17 protein-coding genes are annotated in these 22,494 nt (G+C 63.7%); 6 read left to right on the top strand and 11 right to left on the bottom strand.

Annotated elements, in window-relative coordinates; translation table 11 throughout:
- Nucleotides 1-38 precede the first annotated feature (38 nt).
- From FJ490_RS12380 to FJ490_RS12335, 10 genes are all read right to left on the bottom strand, one after another.
- Nucleotides 39-2,600 (bottom strand): FAD-dependent oxidoreductase, encoded by a 2,562-nt coding sequence (locus FJ490_RS12380; RefSeq protein ID WP_140521113.1) that lies wholly within the window; start codon nucleotides 2,598-2,600, stop codon nucleotides 39-41.
- Between the two features lie 148 nt (nucleotides 2,601-2,748).
- Nucleotides 2,749-3,507: an FkbM family methyltransferase gene (locus tag FJ490_RS12375; protein ID WP_140495635.1), complete on the bottom strand. Its 759-nt coding sequence runs from the start codon at nucleotides 3,505-3,507 to the stop codon at nucleotides 2,749-2,751.
- The gene (locus tag FJ490_RS12370; RefSeq protein WP_140656988.1) at nucleotides 3,504-4,736 is read right to left on the bottom strand and encodes a DUF2029 domain-containing protein; all 1,233 of its coding nucleotides are present in this window, start codon (nucleotides 4,734-4,736) and stop codon (nucleotides 3,504-3,506) included. Before FJ490_RS12370 ends, FJ490_RS12375 begins: the two co-directional genes overlap by 4 nt.
- A gap of 11 nt (nucleotides 4,737-4,747) precedes the next feature.
- Entirely contained in the window at nucleotides 4,748-6,178 is a 1,431-nt protein-coding gene (locus FJ490_RS12365) for an aspartate aminotransferase family protein (protein WP_181165308.1), read from the bottom strand.
- A 104-nt stretch (nucleotides 6,179-6,282) separates the two neighbouring features.
- Nucleotides 6,283-7,290 carry an NAD(P)-dependent oxidoreductase gene (locus tag FJ490_RS12360; RefSeq protein WP_140656984.1) on the bottom strand — a complete coding sequence of 336 codons (1,008 nt, stop codon included), beginning with the start codon at nucleotides 7,288-7,290 and terminating at the stop codon, nucleotides 6,283-6,285.
- Entirely contained in the window at nucleotides 7,287-7,736 is a 450-nt protein-coding gene (locus FJ490_RS12355; protein WP_140521117.1) for an EamA family transporter, read from the bottom strand. Before FJ490_RS12355 ends, FJ490_RS12360 begins: the two co-directional genes overlap by 4 nt.
- A gap of 123 nt (nucleotides 7,737-7,859) precedes the next feature.
- Nucleotides 7,860-9,212, bottom strand: a complete 1,353-nt coding sequence (locus FJ490_RS12350; RefSeq protein ID WP_140656982.1) for an FAD-binding oxidoreductase — start codon at nucleotides 9,210-9,212, stop codon at nucleotides 7,860-7,862.
- 2 nt (nucleotides 9,213-9,214) lie between these two features.
- Nucleotides 9,215-10,648, bottom strand: a complete 1,434-nt coding sequence (locus FJ490_RS12345; RefSeq protein ID WP_140728959.1) for a UbiA family prenyltransferase — start codon at nucleotides 10,646-10,648, stop codon at nucleotides 9,215-9,217.
- A gap of 205 nt (nucleotides 10,649-10,853) precedes the next feature.
- Entirely contained in the window at nucleotides 10,854-11,117 is a 264-nt protein-coding gene (locus tag FJ490_RS12340) for a hypothetical protein (RefSeq protein WP_140521120.1), read from the bottom strand.
- Between the two features lie 154 nt (nucleotides 11,118-11,271).
- On the bottom strand, nucleotides 11,272-13,761 hold the full coding sequence (locus FJ490_RS12335) for a mechanosensitive ion channel family protein (protein WP_140728960.1): 2,490 nt from the start codon (nucleotides 13,759-13,761) through the stop codon (nucleotides 11,272-11,274).
- A 452-nt stretch (nucleotides 13,762-14,213) separates the two neighbouring features.
- Here FJ490_RS12335 and FJ490_RS12330 point away from each other — a divergent pair, with 452 nt between their 5' ends.
- The 5 genes from FJ490_RS12330 (at nucleotide 14,214) to FJ490_RS12310 (ending at nucleotide 20,997) form a co-directional block, all read left to right on the top strand.
- Nucleotides 14,214-15,473 carry a sarcosine oxidase subunit beta gene (locus FJ490_RS12330; RefSeq protein ID WP_140495627.1) on the top strand — a complete coding sequence of 420 codons (1,260 nt, stop codon included), beginning with the start codon at nucleotides 14,214-14,216 and terminating at the stop codon, nucleotides 15,471-15,473.
- Between the two features lie 54 nt (nucleotides 15,474-15,527).
- The gene (locus FJ490_RS12325; protein WP_140728961.1) at nucleotides 15,528-15,824 is read left to right on the top strand and encodes a sarcosine oxidase subunit delta; all 297 of its coding nucleotides are present in this window, start codon (nucleotides 15,528-15,530) and stop codon (nucleotides 15,822-15,824) included.
- Entirely contained in the window at nucleotides 15,821-18,814 is a 2,994-nt protein-coding gene (locus tag FJ490_RS12320; RefSeq protein WP_140728962.1) for a sarcosine oxidase subunit alpha, read from the top strand. Before FJ490_RS12325 ends, FJ490_RS12320 begins: the two co-directional genes overlap by 4 nt.
- Nucleotides 18,807-19,394 carry a sarcosine oxidase subunit gamma gene (locus tag FJ490_RS12315; RefSeq protein WP_140664574.1) on the top strand — a complete coding sequence of 196 codons (588 nt, stop codon included), beginning with the start codon at nucleotides 18,807-18,809 and terminating at the stop codon, nucleotides 19,392-19,394. Before FJ490_RS12320 ends, FJ490_RS12315 begins: the two co-directional genes overlap by 8 nt.
- A 160-nt stretch (nucleotides 19,395-19,554) precedes the next feature.
- On the top strand, nucleotides 19,555-20,997 hold the full coding sequence (locus FJ490_RS12310; RefSeq protein ID WP_140664577.1) for an MFS transporter: 1,443 nt from the start codon (nucleotides 19,555-19,557) through the stop codon (nucleotides 20,995-20,997).
- Between the two features lie 24 nt (nucleotides 20,998-21,021).
- On the opposite strand, the gene FJ490_RS12305 is transcribed toward FJ490_RS12310, so the two are convergent.
- On the bottom strand, nucleotides 21,022-21,726 hold the full coding sequence (locus tag FJ490_RS12305; protein ID WP_140516370.1) for a nitroreductase: 705 nt from the start codon (nucleotides 21,724-21,726) through the stop codon (nucleotides 21,022-21,024).
- A gap of 223 nt (nucleotides 21,727-21,949) precedes the next feature.
- Here FJ490_RS12305 and FJ490_RS12300 point away from each other — a divergent pair, with 223 nt between their 5' ends.
- Nucleotides 21,950-22,492 (top strand): XRE family transcriptional regulator, encoded by a 543-nt coding sequence (locus FJ490_RS12300; RefSeq protein ID WP_246672701.1) that lies wholly within the window; start codon nucleotides 21,950-21,952, stop codon nucleotides 22,490-22,492.
- Nucleotides 22,493-22,494: the final 2 nt, after the last annotated feature.

The following is a 22,494-nucleotide window of genomic DNA, read 5'->3' as shown; positions in this document are numbered from 1 at the left end:
TTATCAAAATTTGCTCACGAGCCCTGCTGGGAGGTTGCCTAGCTTCTCGGCTTCAAATTCTCCGGATCGTAGAGCGGCTTGTAGCCGACACCAGCGACTTCGACCGGATAGGTCTCGCCGAAATACTCCACCTTCAGCTTGCGGCCCTCTTGGGCATAGGCCCATGGCAGATAGGCGAGCGCGATGTTCTTGCCGATGGTCGGGCCGTAAGCGACCGACGTGGTGAAGGAACGGCGGCCGAGTTCGTCGACCAGCGTCTCGCCGGTCTCGGGGTCCAGCACCGGCATCGTGCCCACCGGATAACGCGCCACACCCTTGGAATCGGTGTTTTCGGTCATCACCAGCGTGCACAGCATCGCCGGCTGGTGCTCGCGGGCGCGGTATTCCAGGTGCTTGGCCTTGCCGCAGAAGTCGTTCTCCTTGACTTTCGGGCGGGCAAGATCGGCCTCGAGCAGGTTGTACTCGGTGAGCAGATCGGCATTCTGCAAACGCAGGCTCTTTTCCATGCGCCGCGTATTGGCATAGGTCTCGACGCCGAACGGCATGACGCCGGTCGAGCGCAGCGCATCCCAGACGGCCAGGCCGTCCTCGTAGCGCATGTGCAGTTCCCATCCCTGTTCGCCGACATAGGAGATGCGGAAGGCGGTGACGTCCTTGCCGGCGATCCGGATCGGCTTGATCGCGGCGAACGGGAAATTCTCCAGCGCAAGGCCCTCGGGATTCTCGACCACCTTTTGCAGGGTTGCTCGCGCGTTCGGGCCCCAGATGCCGATGGTGACGTATTTTTCCGTCACATCGGTGATGGTGACATCGAAACCTTTATCCTGCGCGGTGCGGCGCATGTACTGGAAGTCGCGCGGGCCGGCGTCCGCGCCATCGATCAAACGGCAGCGGTCGGCCATGCGGATGACCGTGAAGTCGGCGCGCACCATGCCTTCCTCGTCGAGGAAGTGGGTGTAGATGCCCTTGCCGATATTGTTGTCGCCGCCGATCTTGGCCGCGCACAGCCACTCCAGCAGCGCGACGTGGTCGGGTCCCTCGATGTCATACATCGAAAAGTGCGACAGGTTGACGATGCCGCAGTCTTCGCTCATCGCCAGATGCTCGGCATTGGACACGCGCCAGAAATGGCGGTTGTCCCATTCGTTCTCGCGCACCGGCACCCGGTTGGCGTATTTCTCCAGAAGATGCTCGTTGGCGGCATAGCCGTGCGCGCGCTCCCAGCCGCCCAGCTCCATGAAATAGCCGCCGAGTTCCTTCTCGCGCTCCCAGAACGGCGAGCGCCTGATATTGCGGCCCTTGGAGAAGGGCTCGCGCGGATGCACGGCAGGATTGTAGACCTTCATCGCCGTCTCGGTGCAGCGATCCCAGATGAACTGCTCCTTGGTCTGGTGCGGATAGAAGCGCGCATAGTCGATCGCGTGATGGTCGATCGAGGTGCGGCCGTCCGTCATCCAGTCGGCGATGAGCTTGCCCATGCCGGGGCCGTCCTTGACCCAGATGGCGACGGCATACCACAGCCCCCTCACCTTCTGGCTCTCGCCCATCGACGGACCGCCATCCGCCGTCACCTGCAGCAGGCCGTTGAAGGAATGGCTTTCGTTGTAGCCGAGTTCGCCCAGGATCGGCGTCAGTTCCATGGCGCGCTCCAGCGGCGCCAGGATCTGCTCCATGTCGAGGTCGCGCTGCGAAGGCGAAAGCCGGGCCTGGTCCTTCTCGAGCAGGTCGCGCGGATGGCAAAGGCGTGGATTGGTCTCTTCGTAGTAACCCCACTCGATCTGCCCGCCCTCGGCGGTCTTGGGATCACCGGTGTCGCGCATATAGGCGGAATTGCCCTGGTCGCGCAGCAGCGGCCAGCCGATCTCCTTGCCCGTGCCAGCGAACTCGTTGTAGGGGCCGAAGAAGGTGAGCGGATGGTCGATCGGCATGACGGGCAGGTCCTCGCCCACCATCTCGGCGATCAGCCGGCCCCAGATGCCGGCGCAGACGATGACGTAGTCGGCCTCGATGGTGCCGCGGTCAGTCACCACGGCGCTGATGCGGCCGTCCTTGACAACGAGCGACCGGGCCGGCGTGTTGGCGAAGGATTTGAGCTTGCCCGAGGCTTCCGCCTGGTCGACGAGCTTGCCGGCGACCGTCTGCGAGCGCGGGATGACCAGGCCGGCGTCGGGATCCCACAGGCCGCCCTGCACCATTGCCTCTTCGATGAGCGGGAATTTCTCCTTGATCTCGGCCGGTTCGATCAGCCGGGCGCGCGTGCCAAAAGCCTTGGCCGAGGCGATCTTGCGCTTGATTTCGTCCATGCGGCTGTCATCGCCGACGCGCGCGACTTCGAGGCCGCCGATGCGCGCGTAGTGGCCCATCTTCTCGTAGAAATCGATGGAGTAGAGCGTCGTCCAGCAGGACAGGAAATCGTGGCTGGTGGTGTAGCAGAAGTCGGAAGCATGCGCCGTCGAGCCGATGTCGGTCGGGATGCCTGATTTGTCGATACCGACAATGTCGTCCCAGCCGCGTTCGATCAGGTGATGGGCGATCGACGCGCCGACAATGCCACCCAGGCCGATGATGACGACCTTCGCCTTGTTCGGAAACTCTGCCATTGCCCGCGACTCCAGGTGCTGTTGCGGGCGGCGTCGGCGCCCGTCTGATCGGCGCACAATATGCAGACGACGATGAGCGCGCTACCGCCTGTTTGCGACACGCCGCGAATGCGTCGCGACCCGATTTGGATCAGGAAAATCGCTGCCGTCAGGCGAAGGCCCAGATGTCCTCGGCCTGGAAACCGACCTGGTAGCCGGCGGTCTTGAGCTTGACCACGACCTGGCCGATCTCCGGAGCGGGCAGTGCGCCGACCTCGACCTTGATCATGCCCGGACGGTAGCGTTGGAGATCGAGTTGCTCGAAGACCATCCAGTCTGCGCCCTCGCAATCGACGAGGAAGGCGTCGATATGGCTGATGCCGTTGCGGTCGAGCAATGTCTGCAAGGTCTCGGACGGCACTTCGATGTCCCTGAGATAGGGCGCGAATTTGTTGAAATTCACGTCATCCTCGCCCCAGGCATTCTTGCCCGACATCAGGTTGGTGTCGGTAACCGAGGAGCAGCCGATGAACTCGATCGGCAGCGTGCCGGCCTCGAGCGCGGCGGCATCGAAGGTGTGGACGGTGATCGTCCCCCTTGTTTTCGTGACGGCAACCGGCTCGATGATGAACCGGTTGGTATCGGGATAGTTGGCGCGCAGGCGCTTCTGGTTATAGGGGATCGGCTCGACCAGCAGGGCACGGGCGCCTGGAATACGATGCAGCCAGGGCGTGACGTCGTCGAACAGCGCGCCGTCGCAGGCGCCGACATTGACCATCTGGAAGGGCCGCCTTGTCCCGCCGAGGCGCGCTTTCAATGCCGCCCCGGCCAGGAATTTCGTGCCGCGCAGCGACGGCCCCCGGTCGAGCAAACCGGCCGGAAGGCCAAGCGACAGCGCGATGCGCGTCAGGCTGGACAGCGAACTCATGGCGTGTCTCCGGGAATGACATGCAAGACGGCGCGGTGCTGGTCACGGGCGACTGTCGCCCACAGCGCCATGAAAGGGGTGGCCAGCAACAGGAATGGCGGAACCAGATGCGGGAAATAGATGCGCGTGTCGTGGATCGGGAAGACGGTGAATTTAGCCAGCGCGCCGAGCACGAGCGCCGCGAACAGAATGCCGGCGCGTCGGTCGAGCCGGAAGCCGGCACGGCCGACCGCGTACCAGCCGGCCAGCGCCAGCACCGAGACGCCGACCCAGCTGTTCAGGTTGACGGCGCGCAGCAGCGATGCGGCAAATGCCTTGAGATAGGCAACGACGGAGAACGGCGGCTCGAACCCGTCCATATTGTAGTGCTGCTCGACGCTGGAGAACCACAGATGCGGCCACCAGCCAGGATGATGCGCCCAGTGCGAGATGGCGAAATAGGCGACGAAGGACGCCGCAAAACCGACCAGCGCACCCCATGCCTGCTGCCGGAAGGCGATGAGCAGAACGGCGAAAACGGCAAGAAAGACAATATTGTCCGGCCGCACCATGAAGGCGAGGAAGAGCAGGATCGCCGTCGCCGCCTCGCGGCCCCTGACATAGGCGTAAAGCCCGCCGAGCAGCAGCGCCGAAGTCAGCAGATCCGGCGTCGAGGCGCGCGCCGCATCGCCGAAATCGGCCATGATCAACACCGCGCCGATCACCGGCGCCAGCGCCAAGGCCTTTTCCGAGCGCAGCCAGAGCAGCGTGATCGCGCCGAACAGCAGCACCGAGGCCACCTGCACCAGCCGCATCGCTTCGACCGGCGACATCGCCGCGCTCAGCGTCGACAGGATCTCGGCGTAGAGGAACTTGATCCGGTACATGCCGAGCAGCGAATGGAAGTCGGCGGCATTCTCCGCCATGTGGCTGCGGAAGCCGCCGCCATCATCGGTTAGCGTCTTGTAGTCACCTGCCGAGACCCCGGCCTTGACGGTGTTGTAGGCATAATCATGCAGCGCCTGCGCATCGGGGTATGTGCCTTCCTCTGATATGGCGAGATAGGGAAGCATGTCCCAATTAGAATCGGGCATCAACCAGGCCGTCAGCGCCGTCAAAAGGATGTAGAGCGCGAAAGCCGCCGCGCCGATGGGTGCCGCCAGCCGCGCATAGGTCCCCTCACCCCACGCCAGGCCGGCCGCTGTGAGCCGGTCGAGCGGGTTTTGCGGAGTGGGCGACTTGGTCAGCATCGTCGTGGGGCTCAACGAACCTGGCTTTTGACGAAATCCTTCACGATTCCCACAATGCCGCGCGACAAAAGGCTGTCGAAAGCGTCGACAAACCGGTCGACATGCTCGCGCAGGCAGATCAGCGGCGGCTCGAGCCGGATGACGTTGCGGTTGTACTCGGTGAAGGCGACCAACACGTCATAGTCACGCAGCAGCAGCGCGCCGATGAAGCCCGACAGCGAGCCCTTCAGCTTGTCGTCAAGCACGCTGACCACCGGCCGCAACACGGTCGGCAATGTCTGCGAGAAATCATGGAACTCGAGCCCGATCATGAGCCCCTTGCCGCGGACGTCCTTGATGATCTTGGGGTATTTGTCCTTCAGTGCCTGGAGGCGCTGCAAAAGGTACTCGCCGGTAGCGGCGGCATTGTCGATCAGGCCCTCGTCATAGAGAACGTTGAGCGCTTCGATCGAGGTGACGCAGGCCTCGCCCATGCCGCCGAAAGTCGCCATGGCATGGATCATCGCCGTCTTCGGCGTGCCGTAGGCCTTCATATAGATCTCGCGCCTGGCGACCATCGCGCCGACCGCCGCCTTGCCGCCGCCGAGCGACTTGGCGAGCGCCGTCACGTCGGGAACGACGCCATAATGTTCGAAAGCATAGAAGCGGCCGGAGCGGCCATAGCCGCACTGCACTTCATCGGCCACCCACAGCACACCGTATTGATCGCACAATGCGCGCAGCTTCCGCCAATATTCCGCGGGCGCCTGGATGATGCCGCCGCCACCCTGGATGGTTTCCAGCACGATGACGCCGATCTCGGGATCGGCGCGGAATGCGCGCTCGACCGCTTCGATGTCGGCGAACGGAATCCGGACCGCATTGTCCGCCACCTTGAAATCGGCGCGGTAGAGCTGGCCGTCGGTGATCGCCAGCACACCCTTGGTCTTGCCGTGGAAGGAATTCTCGGCATAGACGATTTTCGGCCGCTTCGGGCCGGCGGCACGCTCGGCGACTTTTACCGCCGCTTCCATCGCTTCCGAGCCGGACGAGCCCAGAAACACCATGTCGAGATCGCCGGGCGAACATTTGGCGATGTTGTGGGCCAACGCGGCCGCATATTGCGACATGAAGGCGATGGCGATCTCCTGGCGCTTCTCCTCCTGGAATTTTTTCCGCGCTTCGAGGATGCGCGGATGGTTGTGGCCGAAGGCCAGCGAACCGAAGCCGCCGAAGAAATCCAGGATCTTGCGGCCGTTCTGGTCGATGTAGAACATGCCCTCGGCGCGCTCGATCTTGACCTTGTGGAAGCCGAGCAGCTTCATGAAATGCAGCTGGCCCGGGTTGAGATGCGCCTTGAACAGGTCCGTCATCGCAGCGACGTCCATCGCCTTGGCCTGCTCGACGCTGATCAGGTCAGGCTTAGCGATGGTGGCTGGCGACAGCGCCGGCGCGCTGACCATGGTGCGTGCGCTCGCCTGATCGGGCTTGGCCATGACGGTCATTTCAATCTCCTGTCCGCGCGCAGGATCGGGGATCGTGCGCAAATGAAACTGTTGGCGGGCTGCTATTCGGCGGGCACATGTTTGGTGGCGACGGCGTGGCCGGCCTTCCTGGCGCGGTATTCGCTGTAGGCGGCGATCAGCATGTCCTCGTCGCGATGTTGCGGCACCCAGCCGAGCTGGCGTCCCGCTTTGGAGACGTCGAGCACGCACTCCTCGTCGGCGATCAGATATTGCTCCGGATCCATGATCGGCAGGTTCATCAGGTCGAGCAGGTCCAGCGTGCGCTTCACCGCCCAGCCCGGTGTCGGGATCAGGATCGATTTCGAACCGGCATGCCTGATCAGGTGGCCGAGCAATTTCCTGACCGGCGGCGGGTTGAGCGAACCCAGATTATAGGCCTCGTTCGGTACGCCGGCTTTCCAGGCCGCGCGGGCAGCTTCGGCACAATCGAAAACAGAAATGAACTGGTATGGATTCCGGCCCGAGCCGATCATCGGCACCGGAAGGTTCCAGTCGATCAGCTTGAACAGCTTTTCAAGGATGCCGAGGCGGCCGGGACCGATGATCAGGCGCGGACGAAACAGCGAGATCGACATGCCGCGCTTGCGCCATTCGGCGGCCAGTTCCTCGGTCTTCTGCTTCGACCAGCCATATTCGCCGAGCGGCGCGACCGGATGTTCCTCGGTCATCGGGAAGGTGACCGTATGGCCGTAGATCATGTCGGTCGTGTAATGCACGAGCCGGGGCGCGCCGGCCTTGTCCATCGCCTGCATGATATGCTCGGTGCCATGGAAATTGACCGGAAAGAAGAAATCGTGCCGCTTGGCGCGCACCTGGATCGGCGACAGCATCTTTGCCGACAGATTGTAGATCATGTCGTCGGCCTTTAGCCCAACCGCCGCCACCGATGCTGGATCGGTCACGTTGCAATGGATGAAGCCGGCGTTGCGATAATGCGCCAGGTCGCTCTTGACGATGTCGGCGACGACAACCTCCTCGCCATCCGCCACGAGCTTCGGGGCAAGGTGGCGACCGACAAAGCCGTCGCCGCCGAAAATCACATGTCTCATCGAACGATCTCGCTGGTGCCGATCTTGTCGGAGGTGATGGAAACGGTCTGCTCGTCATGCCCGTGGTCACCCAGGTCTCGGCCGCTTTGGGCGATTAGCACTGTGCCCACGCAGATGCAGCCGATACCTGCGATGCGCCAGCCATTGAGGTCCTCGCGAAAGACGAAATAGGCGAAGACCGCGACGGCGACATAGGCGAGGCTAAGGAACGGATAGGCAAAGGAAAGCTCGACCTTGGACAGCACGTAGAGATGCGAGGCCATGGAAATGACGAAGGTGCACAGGCCGAGGAACACCCAGGGGCTGAAGACGATCTGCAACAGCCTGATAAGCGGGTTGGCGCCTTCGAACGAGATCGGCCCAAGCGACATCATGCCTTGCTTCAGCATCAGCTGCGCGGCCGCATTCGTCATGACCGTAAAGAGAATGAAGACGATATATTTCATGTCAGCTCACCCACCCGTGACGCCTTCTATTACAAACCCGAAAAGATTTCGTGAACTCACAAGGACGTTTTGAGTAAATCTTCTCGTTAACCGATCGCTAACCACGATCCATTTCAATTTTATCTATTCGGCGGCCTCGGCGCCCCGTCTTCGCAGGTCGATGTTTTTGGCTGTGCGCGCCCAGAAGCCGGACATGAAGGCCGGGTCGCGCTGCGCCTCCAGCCGTGACCACTCCGGAAAGGACGCGGCGAAGGTCGCGGCGCTCATACGCGCATCCTTGTAGGGGTTGACTGCCCCGCCGGCTCCGATGGCGATGCGGTCGAGTTCGTCCAGCAACGCCAGGGTCGCGGCTCCCCTGTTGGGGAAATCCAGCGTCAGCGTGTAGCCAGGTCGCGGGAAGGAGAGCAGCGCCGGGGATCGGACGCCGCCGAAGCGTTTCAGAACAGTGAGGAACGAGCTCTGCCCGGCCCGCCTGGCAGCCGCGAGCAGCATCGGCACCGCTTCACGCGCGGCTTCTTCCGGCACAACGCTCTGGTGCTGGAACAGCCCGTTCGGACCGTAAAGCCGGTTCCAATCGCGCACGCCGTCCAGCGGGAAGAAGAAGCCCTGGTAACCGACCTGGCGCGGCGCGGCAGAGCGGCCCTTCCTCCATCGGTAGGCCGCATTGAAGGCGCTCAGGAACGGTCGGCTGAGCACATTGAACGGCGGCTGGAACGGCACCGCGAAATTGCCGCCGGCGCGCGCGGCGGTATGCGAGCCATGCTCGGCGTGATTGCCCGTGAACAGCAGGCCGCGCCCGCTGCGCCTGCCGCCGGCGAGCTGATCGATCCAGGCGACCGCATATTCATTGGCCTGGTCCGCCGCCTCGGCCAGCTCGAAAAATTCGCCCAGGTCGCGAAACGGCGTCACCTTCTCGATGATGTCGAGGGAATGCACCCGCATCAACCGGATCGAGGCCGACAGGATCAGGCCTGTCAGCCCCATGCCGCCGATCGTCGCCCGGAACAACCGCGGATTATCTGTCGCGGAGCAGCGGTAGGTCCTTCCATCGGACCGCAGTAGCGTGAAACTTTCGACATGGCAGCCGAACGTGCCGCGCCGGTGATGATTCTTGCCGTGGACGTCGTTGGCAATGGCGCCGCCGAGCGTGACGAACTGCGTGCCCGGAACGACTGCCGGGAAGAAGCCGTAGGGCGCGGCGTGGGCAATGATGTCGGACAGAAGCACGCCCGTATCCGCTTCGAGAAGGCCAGTCTCGGCATTGAAGGCGCGGATGCGGTTCAGCGGCCGCATGTCGACGACGGCACCGGCCTCGTTCTGGCAGGAATCGCCGTAGGATCTGCCATTGCCATAGGCAAGCAGCGAGGCGTGCCTGGCCTGACCGCCCTTCAGCAGCACGATAGCGTCATCAATGCCAATGGCGCGCGGTGCGGGCGGCGTCGCGCGCCCGAAGCTGTCGAAGCGCTCGCCGGCCATGTCTACCAGCCCCCGATCACCAGCAGCACGGCGCCGATCAGCACCACGATCTGGCTGCGCCAGTCGCGGATGATGAACACGACCGGATCGTCATGCATCTCATCGCGACGCGCCAGGATCCAGACCCGCATGGTGAGATAAAGCACGATCGGCGGCAGCGGCCAGATCAGCCAGGGATGCGGGTAGAGCTCACGCACTGCAACACTATCCATGTAGAGCGCCAGCACCAGTGCCGAGGAGAAGGCCGAAGCCATGCCGGCCTGAGCGACGATCTCCTGGTCCTCGGTGCGATATCCGCGCCCGGCAATGCGCTCGCCGGGTGGAATGGCCGTGGTGCGCAATTCGACGAAGCGCTTCACCAGCGCCAGCGACAGGAAGAAGAAGATCGAGAAGGCGAGCAGCCAGAACGAGACCTCGACGCCGGTCGCGGCCGCGCCCGCCAGAACGCGGATCGTGTAGAGGCCGGCCAGCGTCAGCACGTCGACCAGCAGCATGCGCTTGAATGACAGCGAATAAGCCGTGGTGACAGCCATGTAGCCGCCGAGCACGGCGAGGAATTCGGGCGACAGAAACAGCCCTGTGCCGATGCCGATCGCCAGCAGCACCGCGATCGCGCCGATCCCGAACGGGATAGAGAGCGCGCCGCTGGCGAATGGCCTGTTACGCTTGGTGGCATGCTTGCGGTCAAGCGCCAGGTCGAAGAAGTCGTTGAGGATGTAGATGGCCGACGCCACCGCGCTGAACGAGATGAACGCCAGCACGCACTCCCAGATCATGCCGGCGTTGAAATATTCGTGCGACAGCACCATCGGCACCGCGATCAGCGAATTCTTCAGCCACTGATGCACGCGCAGCATTTTGACGATGGTACGCAGTGTCGGTTTCGGCGCCGACATGGTTTCGGCGCCATGCGCAGCCTGCCAGCGCGCGGCGTGGCGATCCGGCGCCACCACGATCGCGCTGCGTGCCGCATCGAAAACCTTGAGATCATGGCGGCTGTTGCCGGCATAATCGAAGCCGCCATCGCCATAGGCCGCAATAAGCGAGGCACGCTTCTTGCCGGAAGTCAGATTGTCGACCCCGTCCGTCGCCAGCACCCTGTCGAAGACACCGAGGTGGCGAGCGATGGCGTCGGCGAATTTGCGCGGCGTGCCTGTCGCCAGCACGATCTTGCGGCCTTCGGCATGCTCGGCCCGTATGCGGTCGAGCAATGGCGCGCGGTAAGGCAGCGACGCGGGATCGATATCGACGCGCTGGGCGATGGCTTGCTTCAGCCGGGCCGGCCCGGCGGCGGCCCAGAAAGGCACGAGGAAAATGTAGAGCGGGTTCTTCTTGAGAAGGATGAACAGTCCTTCCCATAGCAGGTCGGTCGCGATCAGCGTGCCGTCGAGATCGACCGCAAGCGGTATTGCGTTTCCGTCGGACCGCGCGTCCATGTCGTCCTGCCCTGCCTCGAACCCGCCGCGCCGTTTGTCGGCGTCTTCGCAAGACGTATAGCGGGGAGATGGCGTAACGAACGTTAAAACGCCCGGTTGTGGGCGGCTGTCGCCGCGGTATTTCCGGCGTCATTGTTAAACAACCGCTACCGAAAACAATAAAAGGCCGGACAAATGTCCGGCCTTTCAAGGCATGCCGTCGAAATTACTTGATGCGGGCGACGCCGCCCGAGATCTCGACCGTTTCCGAGCCGGTCAGGGCTTCGAGGTCGCCATTGGGCAAGGTGACGAAACAGCCATTCGGGCAAAATTCCACGGTTTCGCCGGCGGCCAACGCCAGGTCGGTCTTGCTGCCACCTTCCGTCACGATCAGCGTGCGGGTCTCGGCGTCCTTGTTGACCGCGCTGGCGGAATGGGCCGAGCCGCTCACGGCGAGCAAGGCGACGGCAGCGACGAGAGACTTCCACATGTGCAATATCGGTGTTCCCACCGCCTCTGTTGCATTTCGCAAGGCATTCTCGCCTTTGCATGGGAGCTTATATGAGATGGAAGCTGAACCGCAACTGAATGCCGCATTCATGCCGCAATTGGTTTCGACGGCCTGAAACCTTCCGATCGCCGATCTAATCCGGATCAGGTTTCTTCGCCTTGCGTCCTGATCTGGCTAGACGTTTGGCCTCGGCCGCGGCTTCCGCCTTTGCCCGTTCCTGCTCGGCGAAATCGGCCTCGATCTTGTCGTCGTCGGTCGGCCAGGCCTTCGCATGCTTGGGCTCGACGACCGCGCGTGGCGTCGAGGGTATCTCGATATGCTGGTCGCTGAACGTCTCCAGCACGGTGAAGCGGATATCGTTCTGCACGATGTTGCCGTTCATCACATCCGCCAGGAACAGGCGGATCTCGAATTCCAGCGCGGCAGGCCCGAAATTGGAAAACAGCACGAAGGGTTCGGGGTTCTTCAGCACCAGCGGATGACCGCGGGCGATCTCGAGCAGGACGGCGTGCACCTGCTTGACGTCGCTGCCATAGGCGACGCCGACCTTGATGTCGATGCGGCCGAGCTTGTTGCGGTGCGTCCAGTTGCCGACGGCGTTGTTGATCAGGTTCGAATTGGGCAGGATCACCGACTGCCGCTGGAAGGTCTCGATCTCGGTGGCGCGCACGCTGATCTTCTTGACGGTGCCGCTGATGTCGCCGGCGACGATCCAGTCGCCGACCTTGAACGGCCGCTCGGCCAGCAGGATCAGGCCCGAGACGAAGTTCGACACCACGTTCTGCAGGCCAAAGCCGATGCCGAGGGAAAGCGCGCCGGCGACCAGCGCCAGGCTGGACAGATCGATGCCCGCCGCCGAGATGCCGATCAGTGCCGCGAGTGCCACGCCGGCATAGCCGACGGCCAGCCGGATCGAGTTGCGCACGCCCGTGTCGACCTTGCCGCGCGCCATCACCGAACCGTCGAGCCAGCCCTGGAACCAGCGCGTCAGGAAATAGCCGATGATGAAGACGACGATGCCCGAAAGGATGCCGGTGACCGAAATCGTCACCGAACCGATATTAATCCCAGTCGCCAGTTTGTAAGCCCAGGCCTGGATGTCGCCCGGTTGGAAGCCCCACATCAACAGGATCAGCGGCAGGAAGACCAGCACGATCATCACATTGATGGCGACGCTGACGACAAGGCCGAGCTGGTCGAGTGCGGTGTCCTCGTAGCTGGAATTGGCCGACAGCCAGCGCCCGACCGACGTGTTGGCGAAGGCGCCCTCGTCGCCGATCGCCTGTGCCGACAGGAAGCCGATATAAGCGGTGACGAGCGCCGTGCCGGTGACCACCACCTGCAGCGAGACGAACAGCGCAAGGCCGATATAGCCAAGCAAGGCGGCTATGATGGTGAAGAGCCCCAGAGCCAGCGCCAGGTAGCGCAGCCATGCCGGCCAAGGCCGCCAGCTGCCGTCACGGGCCTTGAACGGCCGCAGCATCGCCATCAGGATCAGGATGATGCCGACGACGATGGTGGCCACGAAACTGCGCGCGATCGTCAGCGACAGCGGCGATCCCATCTTGTCGTTGATGACGGACAGGAAGGTGTTGACGCTGATGACCACGGCCATGGCGGTAGTCAGGCGCACCAGCCAGCGCGCCGGGCCGGATTCGACCGGGATCAGGCGCCAGTTCGGCAGCCGTGGCTCGAGCGCCGCATTGGCCAGCCGATTGACGCAGAACACCACCCCGATGACCGTCGCCAGCGCGTTGAGGAAAAGGCCAATGTCGCCGCGCAAAACGTTGTAATAGTTGAAAAAGAAAATCGTCGACCCAAGAAAGGCGCCGACCGCCAGCGTCGGCAGCAATGTCGACCAGAAGGCCACCGACAGGCGGCTGAGATAGGACGGGTCCTCATTGGACGGATCGGCTTCGAACACCCGTCCAAACAACCGCCTGCCGCCGACCAGAAGCACCAGGGCCAGCCCGAGCGCCACGAAGGTTGCCGCCAGAATGGCCTGGAACTTGAACCTGAAGGCGAAGCTCAGCCAGGACGAGACCGCCTTGTAGAAATTGCCGAACTCGTCGCGGGCGTCGGAAAAGACCTGTGGGCTCAGCGCATCCGACAGCACATAGCGCTTGGTCAGAAGATTGCGGAAAAGCGCGCTGCGCATGTTGCCGATCTTGTCGATCATCCCGCTGATGCGGATCGACAGCGTCTGCGCCTGCGCGATGACCGCGTTGATCTCGGCCTTTTCGGAGACCAGCGCCTGGCGCTCGGTGCTGACGATGTCGGGTTCCGGCGGCTGGCCTGCGGCGGGTGCCGGGCCAAGCTGCTCGAGCCGGCTGTTGATCTCGCTAAGGCGGGTGCGGAAGGCCAGCGCGCTGTTCAGCGATTGCCGCGACAGTTCCTCGAGTTGCAGGCGGATATCGACGAGAGTGGCGTCGTCGTCGCCGTCCTGCTGGATCTTCTTGTCGAAATTATCGGTCTTGGTCGTCAGGTCCTGAAGGATTTTCTGCTGGTCGGCGACCAGTCCGGCAGGCGCCTGGCCAAGCCCTTGCGCCGACGCATCGAACGAAAGCGGCGCCGAAACGACAAGCGCGAACATCAAGACGAGACGAAGCAATTTGAAAAACATGATTTGTTGGCGACTCAAGGCGGCAATGGCAATTGAATTTGCCTGTCCTTGATAAAGACGGCCATATCATGGGGCAAGCCGTCGCATCCGACCGCCAGGGCTCCGAACTCGGGGCAACAAAGACCTGACGACCGCCAGTCCCGTTGTGCCGGCAGCTTTATGATAGGAATTTTTTCTTGACTGGGTGAAGGCAGCTATGGTAGATATTCAGTCATGGTGCTGAGTTGCGCCAACGACCCGCCGCACAGGCGGGTTTTTTCGTTCAATGCTCCATCAACAGCGCGCCGGCGAAGGACCCCGTCACCCGGACTCGTCGCCTGATCCGACCGCACCTGCGCTGATCTGGCGGTGGCCGGAGCGTCGGCCAGTCGAAAGGCGATGGCGCAATATTGGCTTTGCGCGTGCGGCCTGCTCTATAGTCTGCCGCATCGCCCGAAACGGACATCATATCCATGGCAGAGTACTCGGCCCTTTCGCTGCTCGCGAATGCGCTCAAGGGAAACAAGGACTGGAAGCCGGCCTGGCGCAAGCCGGACCCGAAGGCATCCTACGACGTCATCATCATCGGTGGCGGCGGGCACGGGTTGTCGACCGCCTATTATCTCGCCAAGGAACACGGCATCACCAATGTCGCGGTGCTGGAGAAAGGCTGGCTCGGCTCCGGCAATGTCGGCCGCAACACCACCGCCGTGCGCTCCAACTATCTGCTGCCCGCCAACACCCGCTTCTACGAGCATTCGATGAAGCTGTGGGAGAACCTGTCGCACGATCTCAACTACAACGTCATGTTCTCGCAGCGCGGCTGCCTGAACCTGGCGCACACGCCGGCCCAGTTCGACGACTATGCACGGCGCGGCAACGCCATGCGCCATCTCGGTGTCGACGCCGAACTGATGACGCCGGCGCAAATCAAGCGCCTGATCCCCGCGCTCGATATTTCCAGTGATGCACGCTTCCCCGTGGTCGGCGGCCTGATGCAGCGGCGCGCCGGCACCGCCCGCCACGACGCCGTGGCCTGGGGCTATGCGCGCGGCGCCGACCGGCGCGGCGTCGACATCATCGAGAATTGCGAGGTCACCGGCTTCCTGCGCGACGGCGACCGCATCACCGGCGTCACCACATCACGCGGCGACATCCGCGCCAAGAAGGTGGCGGTCGCGGTGGCCGGCAGCACCGGCCGGGTGATGCAGCTTGCCGGCATCGAGACGATGCCGATCGAGAGCCATGTGCTGCAGGCCTTCGTCACCGAATCGCTGAAGCCCTTCATCGATACGGTCGTCACGTTCGGCATGGGCCATTTCTACATGTCGCAATCGGACAAGGGCGGCCTCGTCTACGGCGGCGACATCGACGGCTACAACAGCTACGCCCAGCGCGGCAACCTGCCCATCGTCGACGAGGTGATGAGCGAGATGCTGGCGCTGTTCCCGGGGCTTGCCCGCGTGCGCATGCTGCGCTCCTGGGGCGGCGTCTGCGACATGTCGATGGACGGCTCGCCCATCATCACCACCGGGCCCCTGCCCGGCATGTATCTCAACTGCGGCTGGTGCTATGGCGGCTTCAAGGCGACGCCCGCCTCCGGCTGGTGCTTTGCCTGGACCATCGCCAAGGACGAGCCGCATGACCTCAACGCCCCCTTCACGCTCGACCGCTTCCATCGCGGCCTGGTGATCGACGACAAAGGCCAGGGCGCCAATCCCAGACTGCACTGAACAATATCTCTCCAAGCAAGGCTTCACCAAGCAAGGCTGCACCAGGAATATCCGATGTTGATCACTTGTCCCTATTGCGGCCCGCGCGACGTCATCGAGTTCACCTACCAGGGTGACGGCAACCGCGAGCGTCCCGACCCCGCCTCGCAGAACTTCGAAGCCTGGAACGCCTATGTCTATGACCGGCTGAACCCGGCCGGAGACCACAACGAGATCTGGCAGCATTCCGGCGGCTGCCGCTCGCATCTCAGGGTCGTGCGCAACACGCTGACGCATGAGATTTCCAGCGTCGCCTTCACACGCGGCGATCACGGCCCGGTCGCGCGTCGCAAGGCGGAGGGCAGATCGTGAGCCCGCGCCGGACCGAGACCGGCGGCCGCATCGACCGGCTGAAGACCATCCGCTTCACCTTTGATGGCGCGTCCTACACCGGCCATGCCGGCGATACGCTGGCTTCGGCGCTGCTGGCCAACGGCGTCACGCTTTACGGACGCTCGTTCAAATACCACCGCCCGCGCGGCCTCCTGACAGCAGGCGTGGAAGAGCCGAACGCACTGGTGACGGTGCTGAAGGGCGAGGTCCGCGAGCCCAACGTCGCGGCGACCATGGTCGAGCTTCATGACGGGCTGGTCGCCGTCAGCCAGAACCGTTTTCCGTCGCTGGCCTGGGACGTCAGCGCCGTCAACCAGCTCGGCGGCAAGCTCCTGTCGGCCGGCTTCTACTACAAGACCTTCATGGGTCCGGTGATCGGGCCGCTGAAGGGCACGCGCTTCTGGATGTTCTGCGAGCATTTCATCCGCCGCGCCGCCGGCCTCGGCCGTGCCGGTTCTGCGGCCGACCCGGCGCGCTATGAGCGCATGAACGCCTTTTGCGACGTGCTGGTGGTCGGCTCCGGCCCTGCCGGGCTGACGGCCGCCAAGGCTGCTGCTGACCAGGGCGCGCGCGTCATTCTTGCCGAACTCGATCCGCGTTTCGGCGGCTCGGCCAACTGGTCGAACGGGACGATTGATGACTTGCCGGCGGCCGACTGGGCCAGGCGAACCGTGGCCCAGCTCGAAGGTTATGACAATGTCCGGCTTCTGCCGCGCACCACGGTCTGGGGCTACTACGACAGCAATACGCTTGCCGCCCTTGAACGGGTCACCGATCACAAGGAGACACCCGGCAAGGGCGAACCGCGCCATCGCTATTGGGCGATCCGCGCCCGATCGGTGGTCTTGGCCACCGGCGCTTTCGAACGGCCGCTCGTATTTCCGGGCAATGACCGCCCGGGCGTGATGCTGGCGCATGCCGCGGAGCGCTACGCCAACGAATTCGGCGTGCTGGCGGGGCAGACGGTCGCGCTGTTCACCAACAATGACAGCGCCTATCGCTGCGCCCTGGCGCTGAAGAAGGCCGGCGCAAGGATTGCCGCGATTGTCGATGTCCGCCCCGAGCTTTCTGGCGAAATGCGCAAGCTGGCCGAGGAGACCGAAGCCGAGATCTTTCCCGGCCATGCCGTGATCGCCACTGAGGGCGGCAAGGCGCTCTCCGGCGTCAAGCTGCAGCGCTTCGACATGACCAACGGCACGCTCACCGGCGACGCCCGCAGCATCCATGCCGACTGCCTCTTGATGTCGGGGGGCTGGTCGCCAACCATCCATCTGGCCAGCCAGGCCGGCGCCAAGGCGCAGTGGAATGCCGCCCGACAAGCCTTCCTGCCGCCGAAGCCGACGCAGAACTGGATTGGCGCAGGCGCCTTCACCGGCAGCTTTTCCACCGCCGAAGCGATGACCGAGGGCCGCGCCGCGGGCCTTGCCGCGGCAGGCGCGCAAGCCACGCCGGCCGCACTGCCCTCGGTCGAATCCGTAGCTTGCGATCCCGATCCGGCGCCGGTGTTCGAGATCAGGGCCAGCGGCAAGAGCTTCGTCGACTTCCAGCACGACGTGACGTCGGAGGACGTGCGGCTGGCGCACCGCGAAGGCTTCGTCTCGGTCGAGCATCTGAAACGCTACACCACGCTCGGCATGGCCACCGACCAGGGCAAGAATTCCAACGTCCCCGGCCTGGCCATCATGGCCGAGGCGCTCGGCAAGCCGATCCCGGAAGTCGGCACGACACGCTTCCGGGCGCCCTTTGCACCGGTTTCGATCGGATCACTGGCAGCGGAGCGCTTCGGCGACCTCAAGCCCGAACGGCTGACGCCGATGCATGACTGGCATGTCGCCAATGGCGCGACCATGTATTCCGCCGGCCTGTGGTACCGGCCGATGATCTACGGCCTTGCCGGCGAAACGGTCGAGCAGGCCTATGTGCGCGAGGCCAGGGCGACGCGCGAAAGCGCCGGCATCGTCGATGTCTCGACGCTGGGCAAGATCGCGGTGCAAGGTCCGGACGCGGCCGAATTCCTCGACCGTATCTACACCAACATGTTTTCCACGCTGGCCGTCGGCAAGGCGCGCTACGGGCTGATGCTGCGCGAGGACGGACTGGCCTTCGACGACGGTACCACATGGCGGCTCGGCGAACAGGATTTCCTGATGACCACCACCACGGCCAATGCCGGCAAGGTGATGCAGCATCTGGAATATTTTCTCGATGTGGTCTGGCCGGAGCTCAAGGTTCATGTCACCTCCGTGACCGACCAGTGGGCGGGCGCTGCGATCGGCGGGCCGAAAGCCAGGCAGATCCTGGCCGGCTGCGTCGCCGGCACCGCTGTCGACAATGCGGCGCTGCCGTTCATGGGCATCGTGCATGGCCAGATCGCTGGCGTGCCGGTGATGATCTGCCGGCTGTCCTTCTCCGGCGAAATGGCGTTCGAGGTCTATTGCGGCGCCGACCATGGCACCCATGTCTGGGAAACGCTTGTCGAGGCCGGCAAGCCGTTCGGCCTGGCAACCTACGGACTGGAAGCGCTGGGCACGATGCGCATCGAGAAAGGCCATGTGACGGGCGCCGAGATCGACGGCCGCACCACGGCGCGCGACCTGCATCTCGACTGGATGCTGTCGAAGAAGAAACCGTTTATCGGCTCGGCGATGATGGACCGCGAGGGCCTCATCTCGCCCGACCGGCTGGAACTTGTCGGCCTGGTCGCGCTCGACAACAGGCCGCTCAACGGCGGCGCGCATATCGTCGAGGAGCTTGACGAGTCCAACCCGCACGGCTCCATCGGCCACATCACGGCATGCTGCTATTCGCCGGCGCTCGGCAAGCACATCGCGCTGGCGCTGGTCAAAGGCGGCAAGGCCAGGCACGGCTCGCGCGCCCATGTCTCCGATCCGCTGCGCAACCGGTTCGGACCGGTCGAGATCGTTTCCAACCACTTCTACGATCCGGACGGGAGCCGCATGCATGGTTGAGCGCCTTTCACCGCTGGAACCGGAATTCCATGTCGGCTCGCACGGCAATTTCGAACATGGTGTCGAGGTCATCCTGACCGAGACGAGACCGGGCTCGATCGTGCAGCTCGCCGCCTGGCCGGGCGAAGAGAAGAAACTGATATCAGGCATCCGCGCCGTCACCGGGCTTACGTTGCCCGACGGTGCCGGCGGTGGCGCCACCAATGGCGCCAAATCGGCATTCGGTTTCGCACCGGGAAAGTTCACCGTAGCCGACGAAGCCGAGGGGCTGGCCGCGGCTTTCGCGGGCGTGGTGACCCCCGCCATCGGCACGGTGACCGATCTTTCGCATGGCCGCACCGCGATCCGCATCGCCGGTCCGAAGGCCGAATGGGTGCTGGCGAAGTTCTTCGCCATCGATTTCACGCTGCCGGCCTTCCCACTCGACGCCGGCCGGTCGACCACCCATCACGACATCTTCGCCCAGGTCCAGCGCACCGGCGGCGACCAGTTCGACATCTACGTCTTCCGTTCTTTCGCGCGCTCCTTCTGGAAGGCGCTGTGTCACGCCAGCGAGGAAGTCGGCTACGAGGTACAGTAGGCTCGGGGTCGACGAATTCTGGCATCAAGGCCGGCCGGCTCTGACGCTACAGCAATGCGCCGGCGGCCGTCATACTGGCATGACATGGCCGTCAAGCCGGTCCGAAGGGTAACAAAACCCGTCTCCAGAATCCGCGCATCCGTTTGGTTCGAATATCTCCATGACCGCAGAAATATCCGCCGGCGCCACCGATCGCGCCGATGTGCCAGCCAGAGCCCTGCTCCTGCTGCCGCTGACGGTCGCCTGCGGCGTGTTCATGACCAGCCTCGACCAGAATGTCGTGGTGACGGCGCTGCCCGGCATCAGCGAAAGCCTTGGCCGCCCACCGAGCCAGCTTGGCCTGCTGATCACGGTCTACGTCGCCAGCCTGATCATCTCGATGCCGCTCGGCGGTTGGGCTGCCGACCGCTTCGGCCTGCGCAACGTCTACTGCTTTGCGCTGCTGGTATTCGCCGCCTCGTCGGCGCTGTGCGGCCTGTCCGACAACATCTGGACGCTGGTCGGCGCCCGCGCGCTGCAGGGCTTCGGCGGCGCGCTGATGGGCACGCTCGGTCAGGTCGTCATCCTGTCGACCTTCCCTCGAAGCCGGACGCTGAAGATCAACATGTATATCTCGCTGGCCGGCCAGTCCGGCCCGCTCGTCGGTCCGCTCGTCGGCGGCGCGCTGACCACTTACATTTCCTGGCGCTGGATCTTCTTCATCAACGTGCCCTTCGCGCTGGCCGCGGCTGTCCTTGCCGCCTCGCTGTTTCCGACGGTGACCAAACCCGTGCGCACACCGTTCGATTTCCCGGGCTTCCTGCTGGTCGGCAGCGGCATGGTCCTGCTTGTCTTCGGCATGGATTCGCTGGCGGCGAAAGATGCGGCCGCCGGCGTGATCGCGGCCGAGCTTGCCCTGGCGCTGGTCATCCTGACGGTCGCCTCGTTCTATTGCCTGCGCGTGCGCAATCCCTTGCTCGACCTCAAGCTCCTGCGCATCCGCACCTTCCGCATCTCCTTCCTGACCGGCGGCGGTCTGGACACGATCGGCCTCAGCTCCGTCGTCTTCCTGCTGCCGCTGATGTTCCAGCTCGGCTTCGGCATGAGCGCCGTGCAGGCGGGATCGCTGACCTTCGTCGCCGCGGTCGGGTCGGTGGTCATGCGTGTCTTCATGCCTCGCCTGCTCAACCGCTTCGGTTTCCGCCGCGTGCTGGTTTTCAACACGCCCGTCGTCGCGGCCATGGTTGCGGGCTTTGCCCTGATGCAGGCGACCACGCCGGTGTGGATCGTGCTTGCCTACATCTTCATCTTCGGCGTCTTCCGCTCCGCGCAATGGGCGTCGACCGGCAACCTTGCCTATTCCGACATCGCGCCCGAGCAGCTCGCCCGCTTCAGCGCGCTCTATTACATATTGTGGCAACTGGCGGTGGCGATCAGCGTCGGCCTCGCCGCCGCTGCACTATCGTTTCTGGCCGGCGGCGGCCCGGCCGTCGCCAATCACTTCCGGATATTGTTCGTAATCGAGGGTGTCATCACGCTGTGCGCGCTATCAGCCTATCTCAAGCTGACGCCGCAGGATGGCGCCCATGTCAGCGGCCATGGCGCCCAGATGAACACGGAATAGCGGATGTCGCAGCGCAGCAGCGGCCTACTCGCTGAACGTCACCCATTCCTCCAGCGGCACGCGGTCGGTTCGGAAGGCGTTTTCGGGCTTCGACGTATCTTCATAACCGAGCGCCATGCCGCAGACGACGATCTCCTCGTCGGGAATGCCGAGCACCGGCCTGATCTGCCGGTGATAGGGCGCGAACGCCGCCTGCGGACAGGTGTGCAAGCCCCTGCCCCGCGCGGCAACCATGATGTTCTGCAGGAACATGCCGTAGTCGATCCAGGAACCCTGGTTAAGCCGGCGGTCGATGGTGAAGATCATGCCGACCGGCGCGTCGAAGAAGACGAAGTTGCGGTCGTGCTGGGCACGCATCTTGTCGACCTCGCGGCGACCGATGCCGAGCGCGCCGTAGAGCCCGAAACCGTTGGCGCGGCGGCGGGTCAGGTAGGGTTCGAAGAACTGCGTGGGATAATAGCGATATTCGTCCCAATCGGCCTTTTCAGCACGGATGCCGGAATTCAGGATGGCATCCGATATCCGCTGCTTGGTGTCACCCTTGGTGACATAGACCCGCCATGGCTGCATATTGGTGCCGGAAGGGGCGCGTGCCGCGACCGCCAGTATGTCGCGGATCGTGTTGTCGTCGACCATGTCGGGCAGAAAAGCGCGCACCGACCGGCGCGATACGATCGCGTCGTCGACGATCTCGGCATCAACCGTGATTCGAGCCTTCTTTCCAAGCATGGGCCGTCCTTACCCTGTGTCCCGATCGGACGTCCCCACTCGCCGCTCGCGGCCGAGCCTTTGCATGAACCGCCAAAATCGCGCAAGCAAATCTTGTGCACCCGTGAAAATCCGCTTGATTTTTTCACCGCTCCGGCATCTCATGAAATTTGATGGGATTTTTTCACGAGAGCGCGATTTGCCTCCAGCTACAGCGAAAGCATTGCAGGGAAATTACGAGCGATTGCTGGCCAGCGATATCAGGGCGCTGCGCAAGGCGCGTGGGCTGACGCTCGCCGAGATCGCCCTGAAACTCGGCCGGTCGGTCGGCTGGGTCAGCCAGGTCGAACGCGGCCTGTCGACACCGTCGCTCAGTGATCTCCGGGCTTTCGGCGAACTGTTCGGCGTGCCGGTCAGCCTGTTCTTCGGCCACGACGTGCCTGTCGAAGGCGAGCGCGGCGCGGTCGTGCGGGCCGGCAGCCGCCGCACCCTTGGCACAAGCGAATCCGGCCTCATGGAGGAGCTTCTGTCGCCCGATCTCGGCGGTAGCTTCGAGATGCTGCGTTCCGTCTTCGCGCCGGGCGCTGAGCTCAAGAGCGAGGCGCGCCGGCCAACCGAAGAGGCTGGATATGTCGTGTCGGGGACGTTCGACATCGAAATATCGGGGACATGGCACCGGCTCGGCGAAGGCGATTCCTTTCGCTTCGAGGGCAAGCCTTTCCGCTGGCGCAATCCGGGATTGGAGCCGGCGGTCGTCATCTGGGTGGTTTCGCCGCCAGTTTATTGAAT

The organism is Mesorhizobium sp. B2-5-11, from assembly GCF_006440835.1.
Taxonomy (GTDB): Bacteria; Pseudomonadota; Alphaproteobacteria; order Rhizobiales; family Rhizobiaceae; genus Mesorhizobium.
This window is presented reverse-complemented; position numbering and strand designations above follow the sequence as displayed.